We start from the raw sequence: 15,394 nt of genomic DNA, 5'->3' as shown, positions 1-15,394 counted from the left end.
GATGCTTCGACGTATTCCAGCAGTGGCGCGGGCCGGCCACCCGCATGCGTCGTGCCGGCCACCCGCATGCGTCGTGCCGGCCGTCACCTACCGCGGCGCAGCCGTGCAGCGCGCCATCACCATCCGGACCAGCGACCTGTGGGCAGGGACCTGCTCAGGTCGTCCGGACCGCCGCGAAACGTCCGGGCGGCCGGTCCGCCCGGTGTGGCTCCACGCCATCCGACCAGGAGCGGCGTATGTAAGATCATGTACACCCCCACAGCGACCTCGGAAGCAGCCCCCATGATTCCAGCCGCACCCCGATCTCCCGGTGTCTCGGTCGTCGTCCCGCACTACGGCGACCCGGCGCCCACCCTGGCCCTGCTCGGCCGGATCCGGGAGCAGACCTGGACCGGCCCGCTGCAGGTGATCGTCAGCGACGACGCGTCGCCCGTTCCCCTGCCCGCGCCCGACCCGTCGGACGGGGTGGAGGTGGTGCGCCGGGAGCGCAACGGCGGGTTCGGCTCGGCCGTGAACTCCGGGGCGGCGCTGGCCCGGCACGAGCTGCTGCTCGTGCTCAACAGCGACCTCGGGATCGGCCGGACCTTCGTCGCGGACCTCGTGGCCGCCGCGGAGCCCTGGCAGCCCGCGGTGGTCAGTCCCGCGGTTGTGGGACACGACGGCGCCACGCAGTGGGCGGGCCGGCACTTCCCGACCGTCGGCCACCAGGTGGTCGAGTGGCTCACCCCGCTCGCCCGCTTCCGGCACACCCGGGCCTGGCACGAGAACGTCGGCCACGACACCGCTGTGGGGACGGGCGGCTGCCGGCCGGTCGACTGGGTCATGGGCGCGGCGATGCTCATCCCGACCACCGAGTTCCGGGCCGTGGGGGGCTTCGACGAGCGCTACTTCATGAACGCCGAGGAGGTCGACCTCCAGCGGCGGCTGCGGGACCGCGGCGTGCCCTCGGTCGTGGCGGCGTCCGTGACCGCCGAGCACGAGGGCGGGGGCTCCTCCGACCCGCAGCGGCGCCGGCAGTGGCTCGTGGACGCCCGGTTCCGGTACGCCCGCAAGTGGGGCGGGGCCCGCCGGCTGCGGGCGGCGCTGACCGCGGCGACCGTGGTCAACTTCCTCGTCAACACCCTCCGGCAGCTCAAGGGCACGGACGTGGACGCCCGGGCCGTGCTGCGACAGGAGCTCGGCTGCCTCGGCCGCCGGACCAGGGGAGGGGCCGCATGAGCGCGGGGGAGAAGCTGCTGCTGGTCGGTCCCGCCTTCCACGGGTACCACCGGTCGATCGCCCGGGCCTGGGAGGCGCTGGGCTACGACGTCGTCAGCCACTGCTACGACGCCTTCGGCACGACCGCCGAGAAGCTGCGGAACAAGCTCCGCCACGAGCTGCCGTCCCGCCTCGGCCTGGACGGGGCCCGGGCGGCGGAGCGGTGGGCCACGTCCCGGACCCTCGAGGTGTTGCGTGCGGTGGCCCCGGACCGGGTGGTCGTGATCAAGGGCGACTCCCTGGGGGACGCCTTCTGGGAGGAGGTCGACACCCGGGCCGTGCCGCGCATCCTGTGGCTCTACGACGACCTCAAGCGGCACCGCTACACCACCGAGTTCCTGCGCTGGGTCGGCCCGGTGGCCGGCTACGCCCGCTCCGAGACCGACGCCCTCCGGGCCGAGGGCGTGGACGCGCACTTCGTGCCCAACGCCTTCGACCCGGACCTGGCGGCCCCGCCCGCCGACCGCGTGCCGGAGGTGGTCTTCGTCGGCTCCCGGTACCCGAACCGGGTCGAGCTCATGACGGGGCTGCACCGGCAGGGCGTGCCCGTGCGCGTGTACGGGAGGCAGTGGTCCCACCACCCCTTCGACCGGCTGCGCACGTGGGAGCTGACGCGACCCGACCTGCCCGCGGAACGGGACGTCCCACTGCACGAGGCCTACACGGTGCAGGCCCGGGCGGCCGCGGCCGTCAACATCCACGGGCTGCAGGCCGGCCACGCCATGCGGTCCTTCGAGGTGCCCGGGATGAACGGCCTGCAGATCGTGGACCGCGCCGACATCGAGGAGTTCTACGACGTCGGGACCGAGGTCCTGCGCTACGGCTCCCCGGAGGAGCTGGCGGAGCTCAGCCGCCGCGCCCTGCGGGACACGGCCTGGGCCGAGGGCATCCGGGCGGCCGGGCGCCGCCGGACCCTGGCCGAGCACACGTTCGCGCACCGGGTCCGCGGGATGGAGGCGATGTGGCACTGATGTATCCGGCGGACCTCGCCGCCTGGCACGCGTGGCAGCGCCGGCAGTACCCGGCGCGTGCACTGCGCCACGCCGTGTCCCGCCGCCGGTCCGAGCCGGAACCGCTGCACCTGACGCTCTGCGGGAGGTCCCCGCGCGTCCTGGTGGCCCTGGAGGCCCGCACCCCCACCCAGATCGCGGCCCTCGTGCGTCCGGCCGAGGCCGTGGGCGGGATCGCGGTGCTGTCCCCCGTCCCGGCCGCCGACATCCTCGGCGGGACGACGACGACCGTGCGGCCCGGCGCGTCCGTGCCCGAGGCCCTCGGCTCCGTCCGGGCGGTCCTCGGGGTCGGGGACTACCTGCCCGCCGGCGCCCGCGCCCGCGCCTGGGCCGACGAGCTGCGCGCGGCGTTCGTCGTCGTCCAGCACGGGCTCCTCACCCCGCACGCCCCGCCCCTGCCGCGCCGCGCCCACCTGCTGGCGTTCACCGAGCGGGACGCCCGCTTCTGGACCCTCGGCCGCCCGGACGTCACGTGGGACGTGGTCGGCTCCCAGCTGCTGTGGGACGCCGCCGCCGGCAACGGGACCCGGAAGCCCGTCGACCCGTCCGCGCGGCCCGTGTTCCTGGGGCAGCTGCACGGCGCCGAGCTCCCGCGCTGGGGCAAGATCCGCCGGGCCACCGCCTTCTGCCGGGCCGAGGACGCCGTCTACCGCCCGCACCCCCGGGAGGAGGACAAGCTCTCCCGGCTCACCCACGCCGCGTGGGAGCGCCTGGGCATCACCGTCGAGCGGAACGGCGGCCCCCTGACGGAGGTCACGGGGCCCGTGGTCGCCGCCTTCTCCACGGGCGTGCTCGAGGCCGCCGCGCGGGGTCTCCCGGCCTGGGTGCACTACCCGGATCCGCCCGCCTGGCTCGAGGAGTTCTGGGACCGGTACGGCCTCCACGCGTGGGGGGACGACCCGACGCCTGCACCACCGCAACCGACCGTCGAGCCGGCGCAGGCCATCGCCGACCGGCTCACCGACCTGATCGAGGAGCGACCGTGAAGATCCTGTGCGTCATCCCCGTCCGTGGCGGCTCCAAGGGAGTGCCCCGGAAGAACCTGCGACCCGTGGCCGGCAAGCCCCTGCTGGTCTGGACGGTCGAGCAGGCGCTCACGGCGGAGGCCGACCTGGACGTGGTCGTCTCCACCGACGACGAGGAGCTGGCGGCAATCGCCCGGCAGGCCGGCGCAGAGGTCCCGTTCCTGCGCCCGGCCGAGCTCGCCCAGGACACGACGGCGACCGAGCCGGTCGTGGAGCACGCCATCCGGTGGATGACCGAGCACGGCCGCCGCCCCGACGCGGTGATGCTCCTGCAGGCCACCTCCCCGGTGCGCCTGCCCGGCACGATCGACCGCGCCGTGGCCCAGTTCGAGGCCTCCGGCGCGGACTCGATGGTGGGCGTGGTCCCGCAGGCCCCGTTCCTCTGGTCGATGCCCGAGGAGCCGGGCGGGCAGCCGGCCGCCCAGTACGAGGTCGGCCGGCGCCCCCGGCGCCAGGAGCTCACGGACCGGAGCCTCGCCTTCCGGGAGAACGGGTCCCTGTACATCACCCGCACCGAGGTCTACGAGCAGCAGCACAACCGGCTGGGCGGGCGGATCGAGCTCTTCGTCCTCGACGAGGCCGAGGGCGTGGACGTGGACACCGAGCTGGACCTCGCCGTGGCCGAGCAGCAGCTGCTGCGCGTGCTCGCCCCCGCGGGGCAGTCCGGGGGGCAGTCCGCGGACCTCTCCGCCGCGATCCCCGAGCCGCAGCCCACCCCCCAGTCCGCGCACCAGGGAGGCACCGCATGATCATCGAGCGCAACATCACCCCCTACGTCGTCTTCTCCGAGGACCCGGTGCTGACCGGGCTGCAGAAGATCACCGCCAACAAGGAGCGGATCGTCTTCTGCGTGGACGGGCACGGCATCCTGGAGGGGTCCCTCTCGGACGGGGACTTCCGGCGCTGGATCGTGGCCAACCCCACCGCGGACCTCGAGACCTCCTGCGTGGAGGTCGCCAACCGGCTGGCCCGCTCCGCGCCCTTCGGCGCCCCGCCCGCCCAGATCCGCGAGCACCTGGCCCCCGGGGTGTCCCACCTCCCGCTCGTGGACGAGCGCGGGCACCTGGTGGCCGTGGCCGTGGACAAGCAGGAGGAGCTGCGGATCGGCCGGCACACCGTGGGCAAGGACCACCCGGTGTTCGTCCTCGCCGAGATCGGCAACAACCACAACGGCTCCGTGGACCTGGCCAAGCAGCTCGTGGACCTCGCCAAGGAGTCCGGGGCGGACGCCGTGAAGTTCCAGCTGCGGGACATGGACGCGCTCTACCGCAACGACGCCGCCGACTCCACGGCGCTGTCCCACGGCGAGGACCTCGGCGCCCAGTACACGCTCGACCTGCTCACCAAGTACTCCCTGTCGGTCGAGCAGATGACCGAGGTCTTCGACCACTGCCGCGACGTGGACATCGACGTCCTGTGCACCCCCTGGGACGCCCCCAGCGTCCAGGCCCTGGTGGACTACGGCGTGCCCGCGATGAAGATCGCCTCCGCGGACCTCACCAACCACGGGCTGCTCCGGGACGCCGGCAGCCGCGGGGTCCCGCTGATCCTCTCCACCGGGATGTCCCGCGAGGAGGAGATCCGGGAGAGCGCCCAGCTCCTGCAGGGCCTCGGCACGCCGTTCGCCATGCTCCAGTGCCAGTCCACCTACCCCGCGCCCTTCAAGGACGTGAACCTCGCCTACATGGACCGCCTGGCCGAGATCGGCCAGTGCGCCGTCGGCTACTCCGGGCACGAGCGCGGCTGGCACGTGCCGGTGGCTGCGGTGGCGCGCGGGGCGATGATCGTGGAGAAGCACTTCACCGTGGACCGGGCCATGGAGGGCAACGACCACCGGGTCTCGCTGCTGCCCGACGAGTTCGCGCAGATGGTCCGCCAGATCCGCGACGTCGAGGACGCGATCGGCCGCAAGGCCCCGCGCGAGGTCTCACAGGGCGAGATGATGAACCGGATCAACCTCGCCAAGTCCCTGGTCGCCGCTCGCCCGCTGTCGGTGGGGGAGTCGGTGCGGGTCGACGACGTCGCGGTCAAGAGCCCGGGCCGCGGGCTCCAGCCCAACGCCCTGGACCAGCTCGTGGGCCGCACCCTGCGCCGGGACGTGCCCGCCGGGGACTTCTTCTACCCCGGGGACCTGGCCGACACGGTCTCCGCCGGCCGGCAGTACCGCTTCCGCCGCCCCTGGGGCGTGCCGGTGCGCTACCACGACATGGCGGCCATGACGAAGGACTGCACCCCGGACTTCCTGGAGTTCCACTTCTCCTACAAGGACCTCGAGATGAACCCCGCCGACCTGTTCGACCGCCGGCTGCCCATGGGGTTCACCACGCACCTGCCCGACCTGTTCTCGGGCGACTTCCTCGTGGACCTCGCCTCCCGGGACGAGGAGCACTGGGCCCGCTCCATCGCGGAGGTCCAGCGCACGGTCGACACCACCCGCCAGCTGTCCCAGTGGTTCACCCAGGACGACGACCCCCTGATGGTCGTGACCATGGGCGGCTTCACCAAGGACCGGCACATCGAGCCCGAGGCCCGCGCGGAGAAGTACGAGCGCATCGGGCAGGCCCTGAAACACCTGGACCTCTCCGGGGTGCACATGGTCGCCCAGACCCTCCCGCCCTACCCCTGGCTGATGGGCGGCCAGCAGTACCACAACCTGTTCCTGGACCCCCAGGACACCGCGGAGTTCTCCCGGGCCTACGACGTCCCGCTGTGCCTGGACGTCTCCCACACCAAGCTGGCCACCAACTTCCTCGGGACCTCCTTCGCCGAGGCCGTGGAGATCCTCGCGCCGCTCTCCGAGCACCTGCACGTGGTCGACGCCACCGGCGTGGACGGCGAGGGCGTCCAGGTGGGCGAGGGCGAGGTGGATTTCGCCGTGCTCGCCGAGCAGGTGGACCGGCTCTGCCCGGACGCCTGGTTCATCCCGGAGATCTGGATGGGCCACGTCAACGGCGGCGAGGGCTTCTGGACGGCCCTGGACCGCCTGGAGGCGTGGTTCTGATGACCGCCACGGCAACGGCCTCCCGGGACGGCACGACGACGACGGCGCCCGCGCCGATCGCGCTGTGGGTCGTTCCCGGGGCCGACCTCGGAGGAGTGGCCCGCCACGTGCTCGACGTGGCGCGCGCCGGCCTGCCCGGCCACCGGCTGGTCGTGCTGTGCCCCGAGGGGCCGCTGGCCGAGCGGCTGCGGGAGCTGCGCACGGCCGTCGTCACTGGGGCCTTCGGCACGCAGGCCGGGCCCGTTGCCTCCGAGGCGACGCTGCGGCGGGTGATCCGGACGCTGCAACCCGCCGTGGTGCACTCCCACCTGTCGTTCGCGGACGTGGTCGCCGCGGCGACCCTCATCAGGATCCGTGCCGAGCGCCGCGTGGGCCTCTGGAGCCGGCCCGTGCCCCTGTTGGTCACCACCGAGCACGGGATCGCCCGCGACGACGCCGTCTACCACGAGTCTCCGCGCCGGGCCCGGACCATGGCCCACGTGCACCGGGAGCGCCTGAAGGCGTTCGACGCGGTGCTCGCGGTCTCGGAGGCCACCCACGCGGCCATGGTCGAGAAGTGGCGGGCCCGCGGAGTGCGCGTGGTGCACAACGGCGTGGACCGCCCCGCCCACCCGCGGACGCGGACCACCGACCCCGAGGCCCCGCACCTGCTGTCCCTGGCCCGGCTGGCCCCAGAGAAGGACCTGCCCACGCTGCTGCGCGCGTTCGCCCGTATCGTGGAAGGTCGCCCGGGAGCCACGTTGGAGATCGCGGGCACCGGGGCTCTCGGCCCGGAGCTCGAGGCGCTGGCCATCGAGCTCGGTGTGGTCGACCGGGTACGCTTCCCCGGCTTCGTGGATGCCCAGGAGGCCATGGCCCGGGCGGACCTGGTTGTGCAGCTGTCCGTGTGGGAGAACTGCTCCTACACTCTGCTGGACGCCGTGGCCCATGGCGTCCCCGTGGTGGCCACCAAGGTGGGCGGCAACCCCGAGATCCTGCCCGAGAGCGCCCTCGCCTCCTTCGGGGACGTGGAGGCGGTGGCGGAGTCGATCGAGCATCAGCTGGACGCCGGCGGTGCCCCCGAGCTGCCCCTGCTGTGGCCGGACGTGGCCGCCATGGCCGGGCGCATTGCCCAGCAGTACCGGAGGGCCGCAGGGGGGCGGACATGAGTTCCGTGGCGCCCATGCGGCCCACCGGCCGACGACGCGCCGCGAGGCCGCTCGAAGGCTTCCTCGCCGACGTCAAGGACGACCTGAGGGACGAGCTCGGAAGGATCCGACTGCCCGAGTTCGTGCTCGGGTTCCTGCTCGTCGGCGCAGGGACGGCCACACCGCTGCTGCCGCTCTCGCTGCCGCTCGCCAGCACCGTCGTCCTGCTGCTGGGCGGACTTGCCCTCTTCCGCGTCCCTGAGCGCTCGCTGGGCAACCTTTCTTCCTGCGCGCTGCTCCTCACCGGCGTCCTGGGCTACCTGGTCGTGGTTTCGGTCCTCAGTCCTGTGGTTTCGACCGACGAGTGGACGCGACGGATTGTCCGTCTCACGGCTGTCGTTGCGATCGTTTTCTTCTTCGTGAGTCGCCGGCTCGATCTGGTCTCGCTCCTCAAAGGCCTCGCCACCGGCATGGTGGTGAACGCGGGACTTTTCTATGCAGGCGTTGCCCCGGATCGCTACGTCGGGTATCTCACGGGGTACTTTGGGGACAAGAACCAGGCGGGGCTCCACTACGCAGTCGTCGGCATCCTGCTCCTTGCGCTGTGCCGGCGCCGACGGACCCAGTTCATTGTTCTCGTCCTCTCGGGAATGGCTGTGTGGCTCACTGGCTCGCGGACCTCCATGGCGGCCTACGCCTTTGGCGTGCTGTGGATCTTGGTCAGCCCCAAGCTCGGCAACTTCTTCCGGATCCTCATCGCCGGAGCCGTGGTGTGGATCCTTCGATTCCTCGAGGAGAACCTCGCACAGGTGGGAGTCTTCGCGGACCGCGAGGGCTCCGACCAGCTACGGGACAGGATCCAAGAGGCCACCGAGCTGAAAATTGCGGGCACGCCGTTCGAAGGTATGGGCCTGGGCCAGGCCTTCGTCTGGCTCGAGGACGAGGACTGGTTCTTCCACGACGCCTACGCCACCCTCTTCGTCGAAGGCGGCTACCCCTATGTCGCCGCCATCGTGGGGATCACCGTCCTGCTGGGGTTCCGGCCCTTCCGCCGCGGATCGCCCACCCGCACGAGCCTCGTGGCGGAAGGGGCCACCCTGGCCGTCCTCATCTGTGCGTGGCAGCTAGGCGAGGTGTTCATGACCGTGCCCTGGGCCCTGGTGATGGCCATGGCCTTGATGAGCCAGGCCCCGCAGGACACGGCACGCTCATCTGCCGTCCCGGAACGGAAGGACGCGTCGTGAACGACCGCATCATTCTCGCGTCCAACCGCGGAGACATGGGCGGCGGAGAGGTTATGCTCCTCCACCTGGCGGAGGCCCTGCGGGATCTCGGGACAGATGCCGTCGTCGTGTCGCCCGAGCACCCGTCCGAACTGCGGGAGCGGGCCGAGCAGCGCGGCTTCGCGGTCGAGGTCATATCCGCCACGGACCGCCGCTCGTACCTGCTGAACCTCCGCGCTTGGGACCGAACGAGTCGCGACGGCCTCCTGTGGTGCAACGGGCTTCTGCCCGCCGTGGCCACCACAGGACACCGGCGCCGGCTGGTCCACCTGCACCAGCGGCCCACAGCCAGGCAGCGGCCTCTCGCGCTCACCGCTCGTCGCGGGGCCCTGGCCACCTTCGTGCCGTCCTGGTCCATGGCCGAGCACCTTCCGGGGAGCGCCGTCCTTCCAAATTTCGTCCCGCCGCTCGACACCGTGCACGAGCCCTCCGACGATTTTAGGGTCGGTTTTCTCGGGCGGCTGTCCCGGGACAAGGGAATGGACGTGTTGGTGGAAGCCATGGAAATCCTCGACCTCCGACTTGGGGATCGTTGTCGACTCATCGTCGGCGGCGAATCGCGATTTGTCAGCAACAACGAGGCCACGGAGCTCCAGCGTCGGATCGAGGCTCTTAGAATGCCGGTGGACTGGCTCGGCTGGGTCGCTCCTGACGAGTTTTTTGGTAAGACAGATGTGCTCGTGGTCCCATCGACGTGGCAAGAACCATTCGGGCTCGTCACGGCCGAAGCCATGGCGGCCGGTGTTCCCGTGATCGTTTCCGACGCCGGCGCGCTGCCCGAGGTCGTCGGTCCCGACCATCCCTGGATCGTCCCTGCCGGAGAGGCCCAAGCCTTGGCTCGGGCCCTGTACGACGTCGCGACCGCAGACGCGGACAGGATCGAGCGCACGGTCCGGGCTGCACGAGACCGGTGGGCGGAGCGGTTCTCCCCGACGGCGGGACGGCAGCACATCAGGGCTTTGCTGACGTCCATCGGCCTCCCCGTCCGAACGCTCGAGAGAGGAGCCAGCTCGTGACGCCCAACACTCACCCGGCGCCCGCGGCCAGCATCATCGTCCCCACCCGCGGCGGGGCCGGACGGCTGCCCATACTCCTAGAGAGCCTGGAGCGGCAGACCCGGCGGGACTTCGAGGTCGTCGTGGTCGTTGACGGCGACGTCGACGGGACCGCAGCGGTGCTCGAGGACTGGGCAGCGAAGCACCCACGGATGGAGCTCCGAAGCATCGTCTTCCCGGAGAACCGCGGTCGTTCTGCTGCGCTCAATGCCGGGAACGAAGCAGCGCTCGGGGGCGTGCTGATCCGGTGCGACGACGACCTCGAGCCCGCCCCCGAATACGTTCACCTGCACATCACCTCCCACACGGGGGAAATGAGCGGGGTGATTGGGCTGACCTCCAACGTGTATCCCGGTACATCCCACGCTCGCGCGTATGGCACGTCTCACGATGCTCTCCACCATGCGAATGCACTGGCCCTGCCACCGGACAAGCAATGGCGGCACTGGGCCGGCAACGTGTCACTGACCCGTGCGGCATGGGAGCTCGTCGGCGGTTACGACGAGGACTACCGGCGGTACGGGTGGGAGGACGTGGACTACGGATACCGCCTCCACGCAGCCGGAATCCAGGTCCGGATCGTTCCCAAGCTGACAACGCGCCACCACGTGGCGGCGACGACAACGGCAGTACGCGCGGCGCGTGCGCTCCACTCCGGCGCCTCCCGTGAGATCTTCCTCCGCAAACACGGGGCCGACGTGCTTCCGGCGCCGGCGGACGCCCTGACTCCCTGGAACATTGTGGTTCGCGCCGTAGCCCGCCGCATCACCGAGCCCCGTATCCGGCGGTGGGGCAAGGCAGTCGACCGAGTCGCCGACCGCCTTCCTGCCACCGTGTCCCGCAAGCTCGTGGCCCTGGTGGTCGAGAGCGCGGCGCGCGCCGGCGTCAAAGACCCGGCCAGAGCCCGCTCGACGTTCTGATGTGTGGACCCCGAAGCGAGAAACCGCCCATGACATCTCCTACGTCACAACGGGATGGGCCCAGTGCCGCGGGAGGCACGGATGGACTTACGTCTGCCTCCGGTGAACCCGCTGTGGTGATCGCCCACGACTACCTGACCCAGCGCGGAGGGGCAGAGCGCGTGGTCCTCGCAATGCACCGGGCTTTCCCCGGAGCCCCGATCTACACGACCTTCTACGACCCAGATCTCACGTTCCCGGAGTTCCGTGACGCCACCGTGATCACGTCCCCGCTCAACTGCATCGCGCCTCTGCGCCGGAACGTGCGGGCGGCGTTGCCCTTACTACCCTTTATCGTCTCTGCCGTGCGCGTCCCGGGAGACGTGGTGCTGACCTCCAGCACGGGATGGGCGCACGGCTTCCGGACGCGCGGACGCCAGCTGGTCTACTGCCATTCCCCGGCGCGCTGGCTGTATCTGAGCCGTCAGTATCTAGGCGGCCCGCTGTGGAAGACCCCTAGGGGGTGGGCCTTGGGCATCCTGCGACCCTTCCTAGTGCTATGGGACCGGCGCGCGGCCGCCCGTCCCGAGGCCTACGTCTGCAATTCTCGTGTGGTCGAACAAAGGATCCGGAAGGTCTACGGGCGTGAGGCACCCGTGCTGCATCCGCCCCACAGCTTCGACACAACGGGTGACCAGACGCCAATACCGGAGGCCGCATCGCATATGCACACTGGAGACTTTTTCCTCATGGTCAGCCGCCTGCTTCCGTACAAGAACGTTCAAGTCGCCGCGGAGGCCTTTCGGAGCCTTCCGGAGAACCTGCTCATCATTGGCAACGGTCCCCTGCGCGACGAACTGCGCCGGAACGCTCCCCGGAATGTCGTGATCGCCTCGGACGTCACCGACGCCCAGATGCGGTGGGCGTACGCACGGGCTCGCGCGGTCCTCGCACCGTCCTACGAGGACTTCGGCATCACGCCTCTGGAGGGAGCGGCCTACGGCAAACCGACCATCGCGCTGCGCGCGGGAGGATATCTGGACACCGTGGTGGAGAACACCACGGGCGTCTTCATGGAGATGGTCGACGTCGAGTCGATCCGCGAGGCGGTCCGCGACTTTCGCCCGGAGACCTGGGATGCGGACGCGATCATGACTCATGCGCGGTCGTTCTCGGAGCCGGTGTTCCGGGACCGGATCCGCGCCGCTGTGGGCGAGCTGCAGACGAGGACAGGACAGGACTCTCAAGCAGACGGTTGATTTTCTCCGTCGATGGCCGGGACGCCCTCGAGCACCCGGCGCGGCAGCCCAGCCCTCAGCTGTTGCCCTGTTGAGACGTCATGACGGGGTCGGAACGTGTCTCTCCGTGCGGTGCTGGGCCGTTCACCGTGCCGGCACCGGCACGGCGTTTTCCTCGGGCCCCGGGCTGTGGGCGCTTGCTCTTGCCCGTCCGACCGGGCTGGTGGTAGTAGGACTCGTACGCTCCGTAGCCGTAGCCGTAGTAGTGGGAGGTCAGGCCGCCGGTCGGAACCTGGTTCAGCACCACGCCCAGCACTTTGCCGTTGACCTTGCGTACCATCTCCCGGGCGACCCTGACATGCTCCTTGCGAGTCTCGCCGGCCTTCACGACCAGCACGACTCCGTCCACCGCGGTGGACAGCAACGAAGCATCGGTGACGGGCAGGAGCGGAGCCGCGTCGATGATGACCGTGAAGTCCTTGCGGAACCCCCGGATGAGCTCTCGCATCCGCGAGGAGCCTAGGAGCTCGGAGGGGTCCGGCGGGATGCGCCCGGCCGGCAGCACGAAGAGGCCGTCCTCGTCGACCTGCTTGACCGCCGCCTCGAATGCGATCTGACCGGTGATCATCTGCGTCAGGCCGACGGAGCCGTCGATGCCGAATACTTCGGCCACGGTGGGTCGTCGCAGGTCGGCGTCCACGAGAAGCACGGGTTCTCCCGCCCGTGCGAGAGCTCGAGCCATCGTGGTGGAGACCGTCGACTTCCCCTCCTCCGATCGGGCACTGGTGATCAGGATGGTGCGGGGAGGGGCGTCCACGCTGACGAAGCGCAGGTTGGTGCGGAGCTGTCGGATGGCCTCAGCGGCCCGGCCCTCGAGCGCGCTGGTTCGGCGGTTGTCGTCCTTCAGGGAAGGATCTTTGGGTAGGACGCCGAGGACTCCGACGCCGGCCGCCGTCTCCACGTCCGCAGTGGTGCGCACCTTGACGTCCGCAGCCTTGCGGAGAAAGGCGACCGCATATGCGAGAACGAGCCCGAGAACGGCGCCGGCCAGGAAGTACTTCTGGATGTCGGGGCTCGCTGGCTGCGTGGGCAACTGGGCATCCCCGAGGGGAATCACCTCCACGGGGCTGTCCCGCCCTTCGAGCTCGCCCACAACGGCTGCCGTGGCTACGAGAGAAGCATTGGCGAGGTCACGGGCTTCCTCGGGTGTGCTGCTCATTGCAGTGACCTGCATGAGCGCCGAGCCGGGGACGACAGTCGCCGTGAGTCGACCCATGATCTGATCAGCCGAATCCACACTGTCCGAGCGCTCCGCGATTTCCTCGGCCACAGGGCGGCTGGCCACCAGGGGAACATAAGCGGTGGCGCGGTTCTGCGCGGCCTGGCTACCGGAAACTACTTCGTCGACCCCCTCGTCGGACGAGGCCACGTTGACGTAACCGGTCGACGTCGACGTGTAGACCTTGGGGACAGTCAGCGAAAAGGCATAAGCCGCCAGAACGCCGAGCAGAAGTCCCGCCAGCAGCAATGGAAGGTTCGCGCGCGTCAAGCGCAAGAAGTCGAGAACGGTCATGAGTGGCAGTCCTGCGGGACTCGGGGACGGGGGACGCTCACAGCACTGCCCATCCTAGTCCGGTGAACATGCAAAGGTCTCGAATATGCTGGCCGTGTGGACGAGCAAATGTCGCGCGGAGACGTCGACCAACGAGACAGGACGCTTGCGCGTCGCGTCGGGGGTGTCCTGTGCGTGGTGCTGGGTGCCGGCATGCTTCTTCTGTTCTTCTGGCCGCGTGGGGAAGACGTCCGCCTGCTGATGCTGAATCTGTGGTCCCTCGCCAAATCGTGGGGCCTCCCCGAACAGGTGTCGCCCGAAGCCTTCGCCGTGGTGGCGAACGGATTCGTCTTTGTCCTGTTGGCCTTCGCGCTCACGCTATTGGTCCGGCGCATTTCACCTTGGGGATGGGGCCTTTCCGGCTTCGCCCTCGGCGGCGCCATCGAGTTCGTCCAGCTCGTCGCCATGGACGCGCGCGTCCCGGAGGTCATGGATATAGCGGCTAACGGACTCGGAGGCATGGTCGGCGCCGCACTCGGTGCATGGGCACTGCATTCATCAGCTCGCGACAGTAAGGCGTGCGAATGAAGATCTCTCTCGTGACTCCGTGGAACGTGGACGACCCGCGAGCTTGGTCAGGTGTGGTGCAACCGATGGTCCGACACCTTCGGGATGTGGCGGACATCGTCGTCGTGCCCTGCGGCCAGGAAGCAGCGTCTCCGGTTGACCGCGTGGCCGCTGGGGCGTTCGGCCGTGCGGCCGGGAAGCCCTATCTCACCGGGCACGCTGTGGCGACCGCCCGGCGCCGTGGGCGCGCTCTGACCGATCGTTTGGCGAACGTGACGTGCGATGTGGTCCTGGGTATAGCGGCGTCGGCGCCGCTCGCCTACACCGGGACGGAGCGCCCGATCGTACAGGTCACCGATGCCACTTTTGGCGCCATCACCGGCTACTACCCGCTCTTCACGGGACTGCCCGCGATCGTCCGCCGGCAGGGCGAGACCATCGAGCGACGATCAGCGTTAAAAACGGCCGGATGGGTAGTGGCGTCCCGCTGGGCGGCGAATTCTCTGATGCAGGATTACGCGGTCCACCCGGACAAGGTCCGAGTGGCACCTTTCGGTCCTGCAACGAATCCCACGGAGATCCGAGAGAAAGCCCCTTCAAAAGGACTTCGGGCCCTGCTCGTGACCAGCAATTGGGAACGCAAAGGCGGTGCGCTGGCCCTGGCCGCAGTCGAGCAGGCCCGGGCGGCAGGCACCCCCGTCCAGCTCACCGTGGTGGGGGACCACCCTGTCCTTCCTGACCATGTCACCTCGCTCGGGCGTCTCCCGGCAGAGCGCATGTCACAGGTCTATGCCGAACACGACGTCCTGCTCGAACTGGCGGCTGCGAACGCGGGAGGGGTGACGTTGACAGACGCGGCACACGCGGGGCTTCCCGTCATCGCTACGCGGACCGGCGGAGTCCCGGACATCGTTCGGGACGGTGTTTCGGGGTTCCTCGTACCCGTTGGTGCCGAAGGACCGGTTTTCGCCGCTCGACAACTGTTGGCGATGTCTCGCCCGGAGGTCCATGAGGGGCTGGTACGCGGATCTCGGCAGCACGCCCGGGACGTGTTGTCCTGGGACCGATGGGCCCATCAGGTGTTGGAGGCCTGTGTGCAAGTCACGGAGGGACTGCCGGCTAGCCGAGGATGAGCGACCCAGCTGGGAGGGTACAGGCGTTTCTTATGTGGGTGCATATGATGGGCCAATCATGACGGTGCAAACTGCGCAGCGGTTGCAACAGCATCTGGAACTCAGCAGGGCCCGCTATGACCGAGAATCACGCACCGGGAGAGAAGACCTGAGGATATGAGCACAAGGTCGTTCCGTCACGAACTCCGTCAGTCCGCCGGTCTGGTGCAGACTCCGATCCGGTCGTGGATTGCAGGTGCTGTACTGG

At 69.9% G+C, this 15,394-nt stretch carries 13 protein-coding genes; 12 read left to right on the top strand and 1 reads right to left on the bottom strand.

What is annotated here, in order from left to right; genetic code table 11:
* Positions 1-282 precede the first annotated feature (282 nt).
* The 10 genes from ACH9EU_RS18200 to ACH9EU_RS18155 all read left to right on the top strand — a co-directional run bounded on the left by ACH9EU_RS18200 (position 283) and on the right by ACH9EU_RS18155 (position 11,916).
* The gene (locus ACH9EU_RS18200) at positions 283-1,218 is read left to right on the top strand and encodes a glycosyltransferase (RefSeq protein WP_396415319.1); all 936 of its coding nucleotides are present in this window, start codon (positions 283-285) and stop codon (positions 1,216-1,218) included.
* On the top strand, positions 1,215-2,228 hold the full coding sequence (locus ACH9EU_RS18195; RefSeq protein ID WP_396415318.1) for a CgeB family protein: 1,014 nt from the start codon (positions 1,215-1,217) through the stop codon (positions 2,226-2,228). Before ACH9EU_RS18200 ends, ACH9EU_RS18195 begins: the two co-directional genes overlap by 4 nt.
* On the top strand, positions 2,228-3,253 hold the full coding sequence (locus ACH9EU_RS18190) for an RNA-binding protein (RefSeq protein WP_396415339.1): 1,026 nt from the start codon (positions 2,228-2,230) through the stop codon (positions 3,251-3,253). The genes ACH9EU_RS18195 and ACH9EU_RS18190 overlap by 1 nt, the downstream gene beginning before the upstream one ends.
* Positions 3,250-4,041 carry an acylneuraminate cytidylyltransferase family protein gene (locus tag ACH9EU_RS18185; RefSeq protein ID WP_396415317.1) on the top strand — a complete coding sequence of 264 codons (792 nt, stop codon included), beginning with the start codon at positions 3,250-3,252 and terminating at the stop codon, positions 4,039-4,041. Before ACH9EU_RS18190 ends, ACH9EU_RS18185 begins: the two co-directional genes overlap by 4 nt.
* Complete coding sequence (locus ACH9EU_RS18180) at positions 4,038-6,293, top strand: N-acetylneuraminate synthase family protein (RefSeq protein ID WP_396415316.1); 2,256 nt, start codon at positions 4,038-4,040, stop codon at positions 6,291-6,293. The genes ACH9EU_RS18185 and ACH9EU_RS18180 overlap by 4 nt, the downstream gene beginning before the upstream one ends.
* A complete protein-coding gene (locus ACH9EU_RS18175) occupies positions 6,293-7,441 on the top strand; it encodes a glycosyltransferase (RefSeq protein ID WP_396415315.1) in 1,149 nt (382 codons plus the stop codon). Before ACH9EU_RS18180 ends, ACH9EU_RS18175 begins: the two co-directional genes overlap by 1 nt.
* Complete coding sequence (locus ACH9EU_RS18170) at positions 7,438-8,664, top strand: ABC transporter permease (RefSeq protein WP_396415314.1); 1,227 nt, start codon at positions 7,438-7,440, stop codon at positions 8,662-8,664. The genes ACH9EU_RS18175 and ACH9EU_RS18170 overlap by 4 nt, the downstream gene beginning before the upstream one ends.
* Positions 8,661-9,719, top strand: coding sequence for a glycosyltransferase (locus tag ACH9EU_RS18165; RefSeq protein ID WP_396415313.1), 1,059 nt, complete (start codon positions 8,661-8,663; stop codon positions 9,717-9,719). The genes ACH9EU_RS18170 and ACH9EU_RS18165 overlap by 4 nt, the downstream gene beginning before the upstream one ends.
* The gene (locus tag ACH9EU_RS18160; protein ID WP_396415312.1) at positions 9,716-10,678 is read left to right on the top strand and encodes a glycosyltransferase; all 963 of its coding nucleotides are present in this window, start codon (positions 9,716-9,718) and stop codon (positions 10,676-10,678) included. The genes ACH9EU_RS18165 and ACH9EU_RS18160 overlap by 4 nt, the downstream gene beginning before the upstream one ends.
* Positions 10,679-10,794: 116 nt before the next feature.
* Positions 10,795-11,916 carry a glycosyltransferase gene (locus ACH9EU_RS18155; RefSeq protein ID WP_396415311.1) on the top strand — a complete coding sequence of 374 codons (1,122 nt, stop codon included), beginning with the start codon at positions 10,795-10,797 and terminating at the stop codon, positions 11,914-11,916.
* 55 nt (positions 11,917-11,971) lie between these two features.
* Here ACH9EU_RS18155 and ACH9EU_RS18150 read toward each other — a convergent pair whose 3' ends face one another.
* Positions 11,972-13,468 carry a polysaccharide biosynthesis tyrosine autokinase gene (locus ACH9EU_RS18150; RefSeq protein ID WP_396415310.1) on the bottom strand — a complete coding sequence of 499 codons (1,497 nt, stop codon included), beginning with the start codon at positions 13,466-13,468 and terminating at the stop codon, positions 11,972-11,974.
* Between the two features lie 96 nt (positions 13,469-13,564).
* On the opposite strand from ACH9EU_RS18150, the gene ACH9EU_RS18145 reads away from it, so the two are divergent.
* Positions 13,565-14,035: a VanZ family protein gene (locus ACH9EU_RS18145; protein WP_396415309.1), complete on the top strand. Its 471-nt coding sequence runs from the start codon at positions 13,565-13,567 to the stop codon at positions 14,033-14,035.
* Positions 14,032-15,147, top strand: coding sequence for a glycosyltransferase (locus tag ACH9EU_RS18140; RefSeq protein ID WP_396415308.1), 1,116 nt, complete (start codon positions 14,032-14,034; stop codon positions 15,145-15,147). Before ACH9EU_RS18145 ends, ACH9EU_RS18140 begins: the two co-directional genes overlap by 4 nt.
* Positions 15,148-15,394: the final 247 nt, after the last annotated feature.

The organism is Kocuria rhizosphaerae, from assembly GCF_044462265.1.
Lineage (GTDB): Bacteria > Actinomycetota > Actinomycetes > Actinomycetales > Micrococcaceae > Kocuria > Kocuria rhizosphaerae.
The sequence above is the reverse complement of the archived record's forward strand: the minus strand, read 5'-3'. Positions and strand labels throughout refer to the sequence as shown.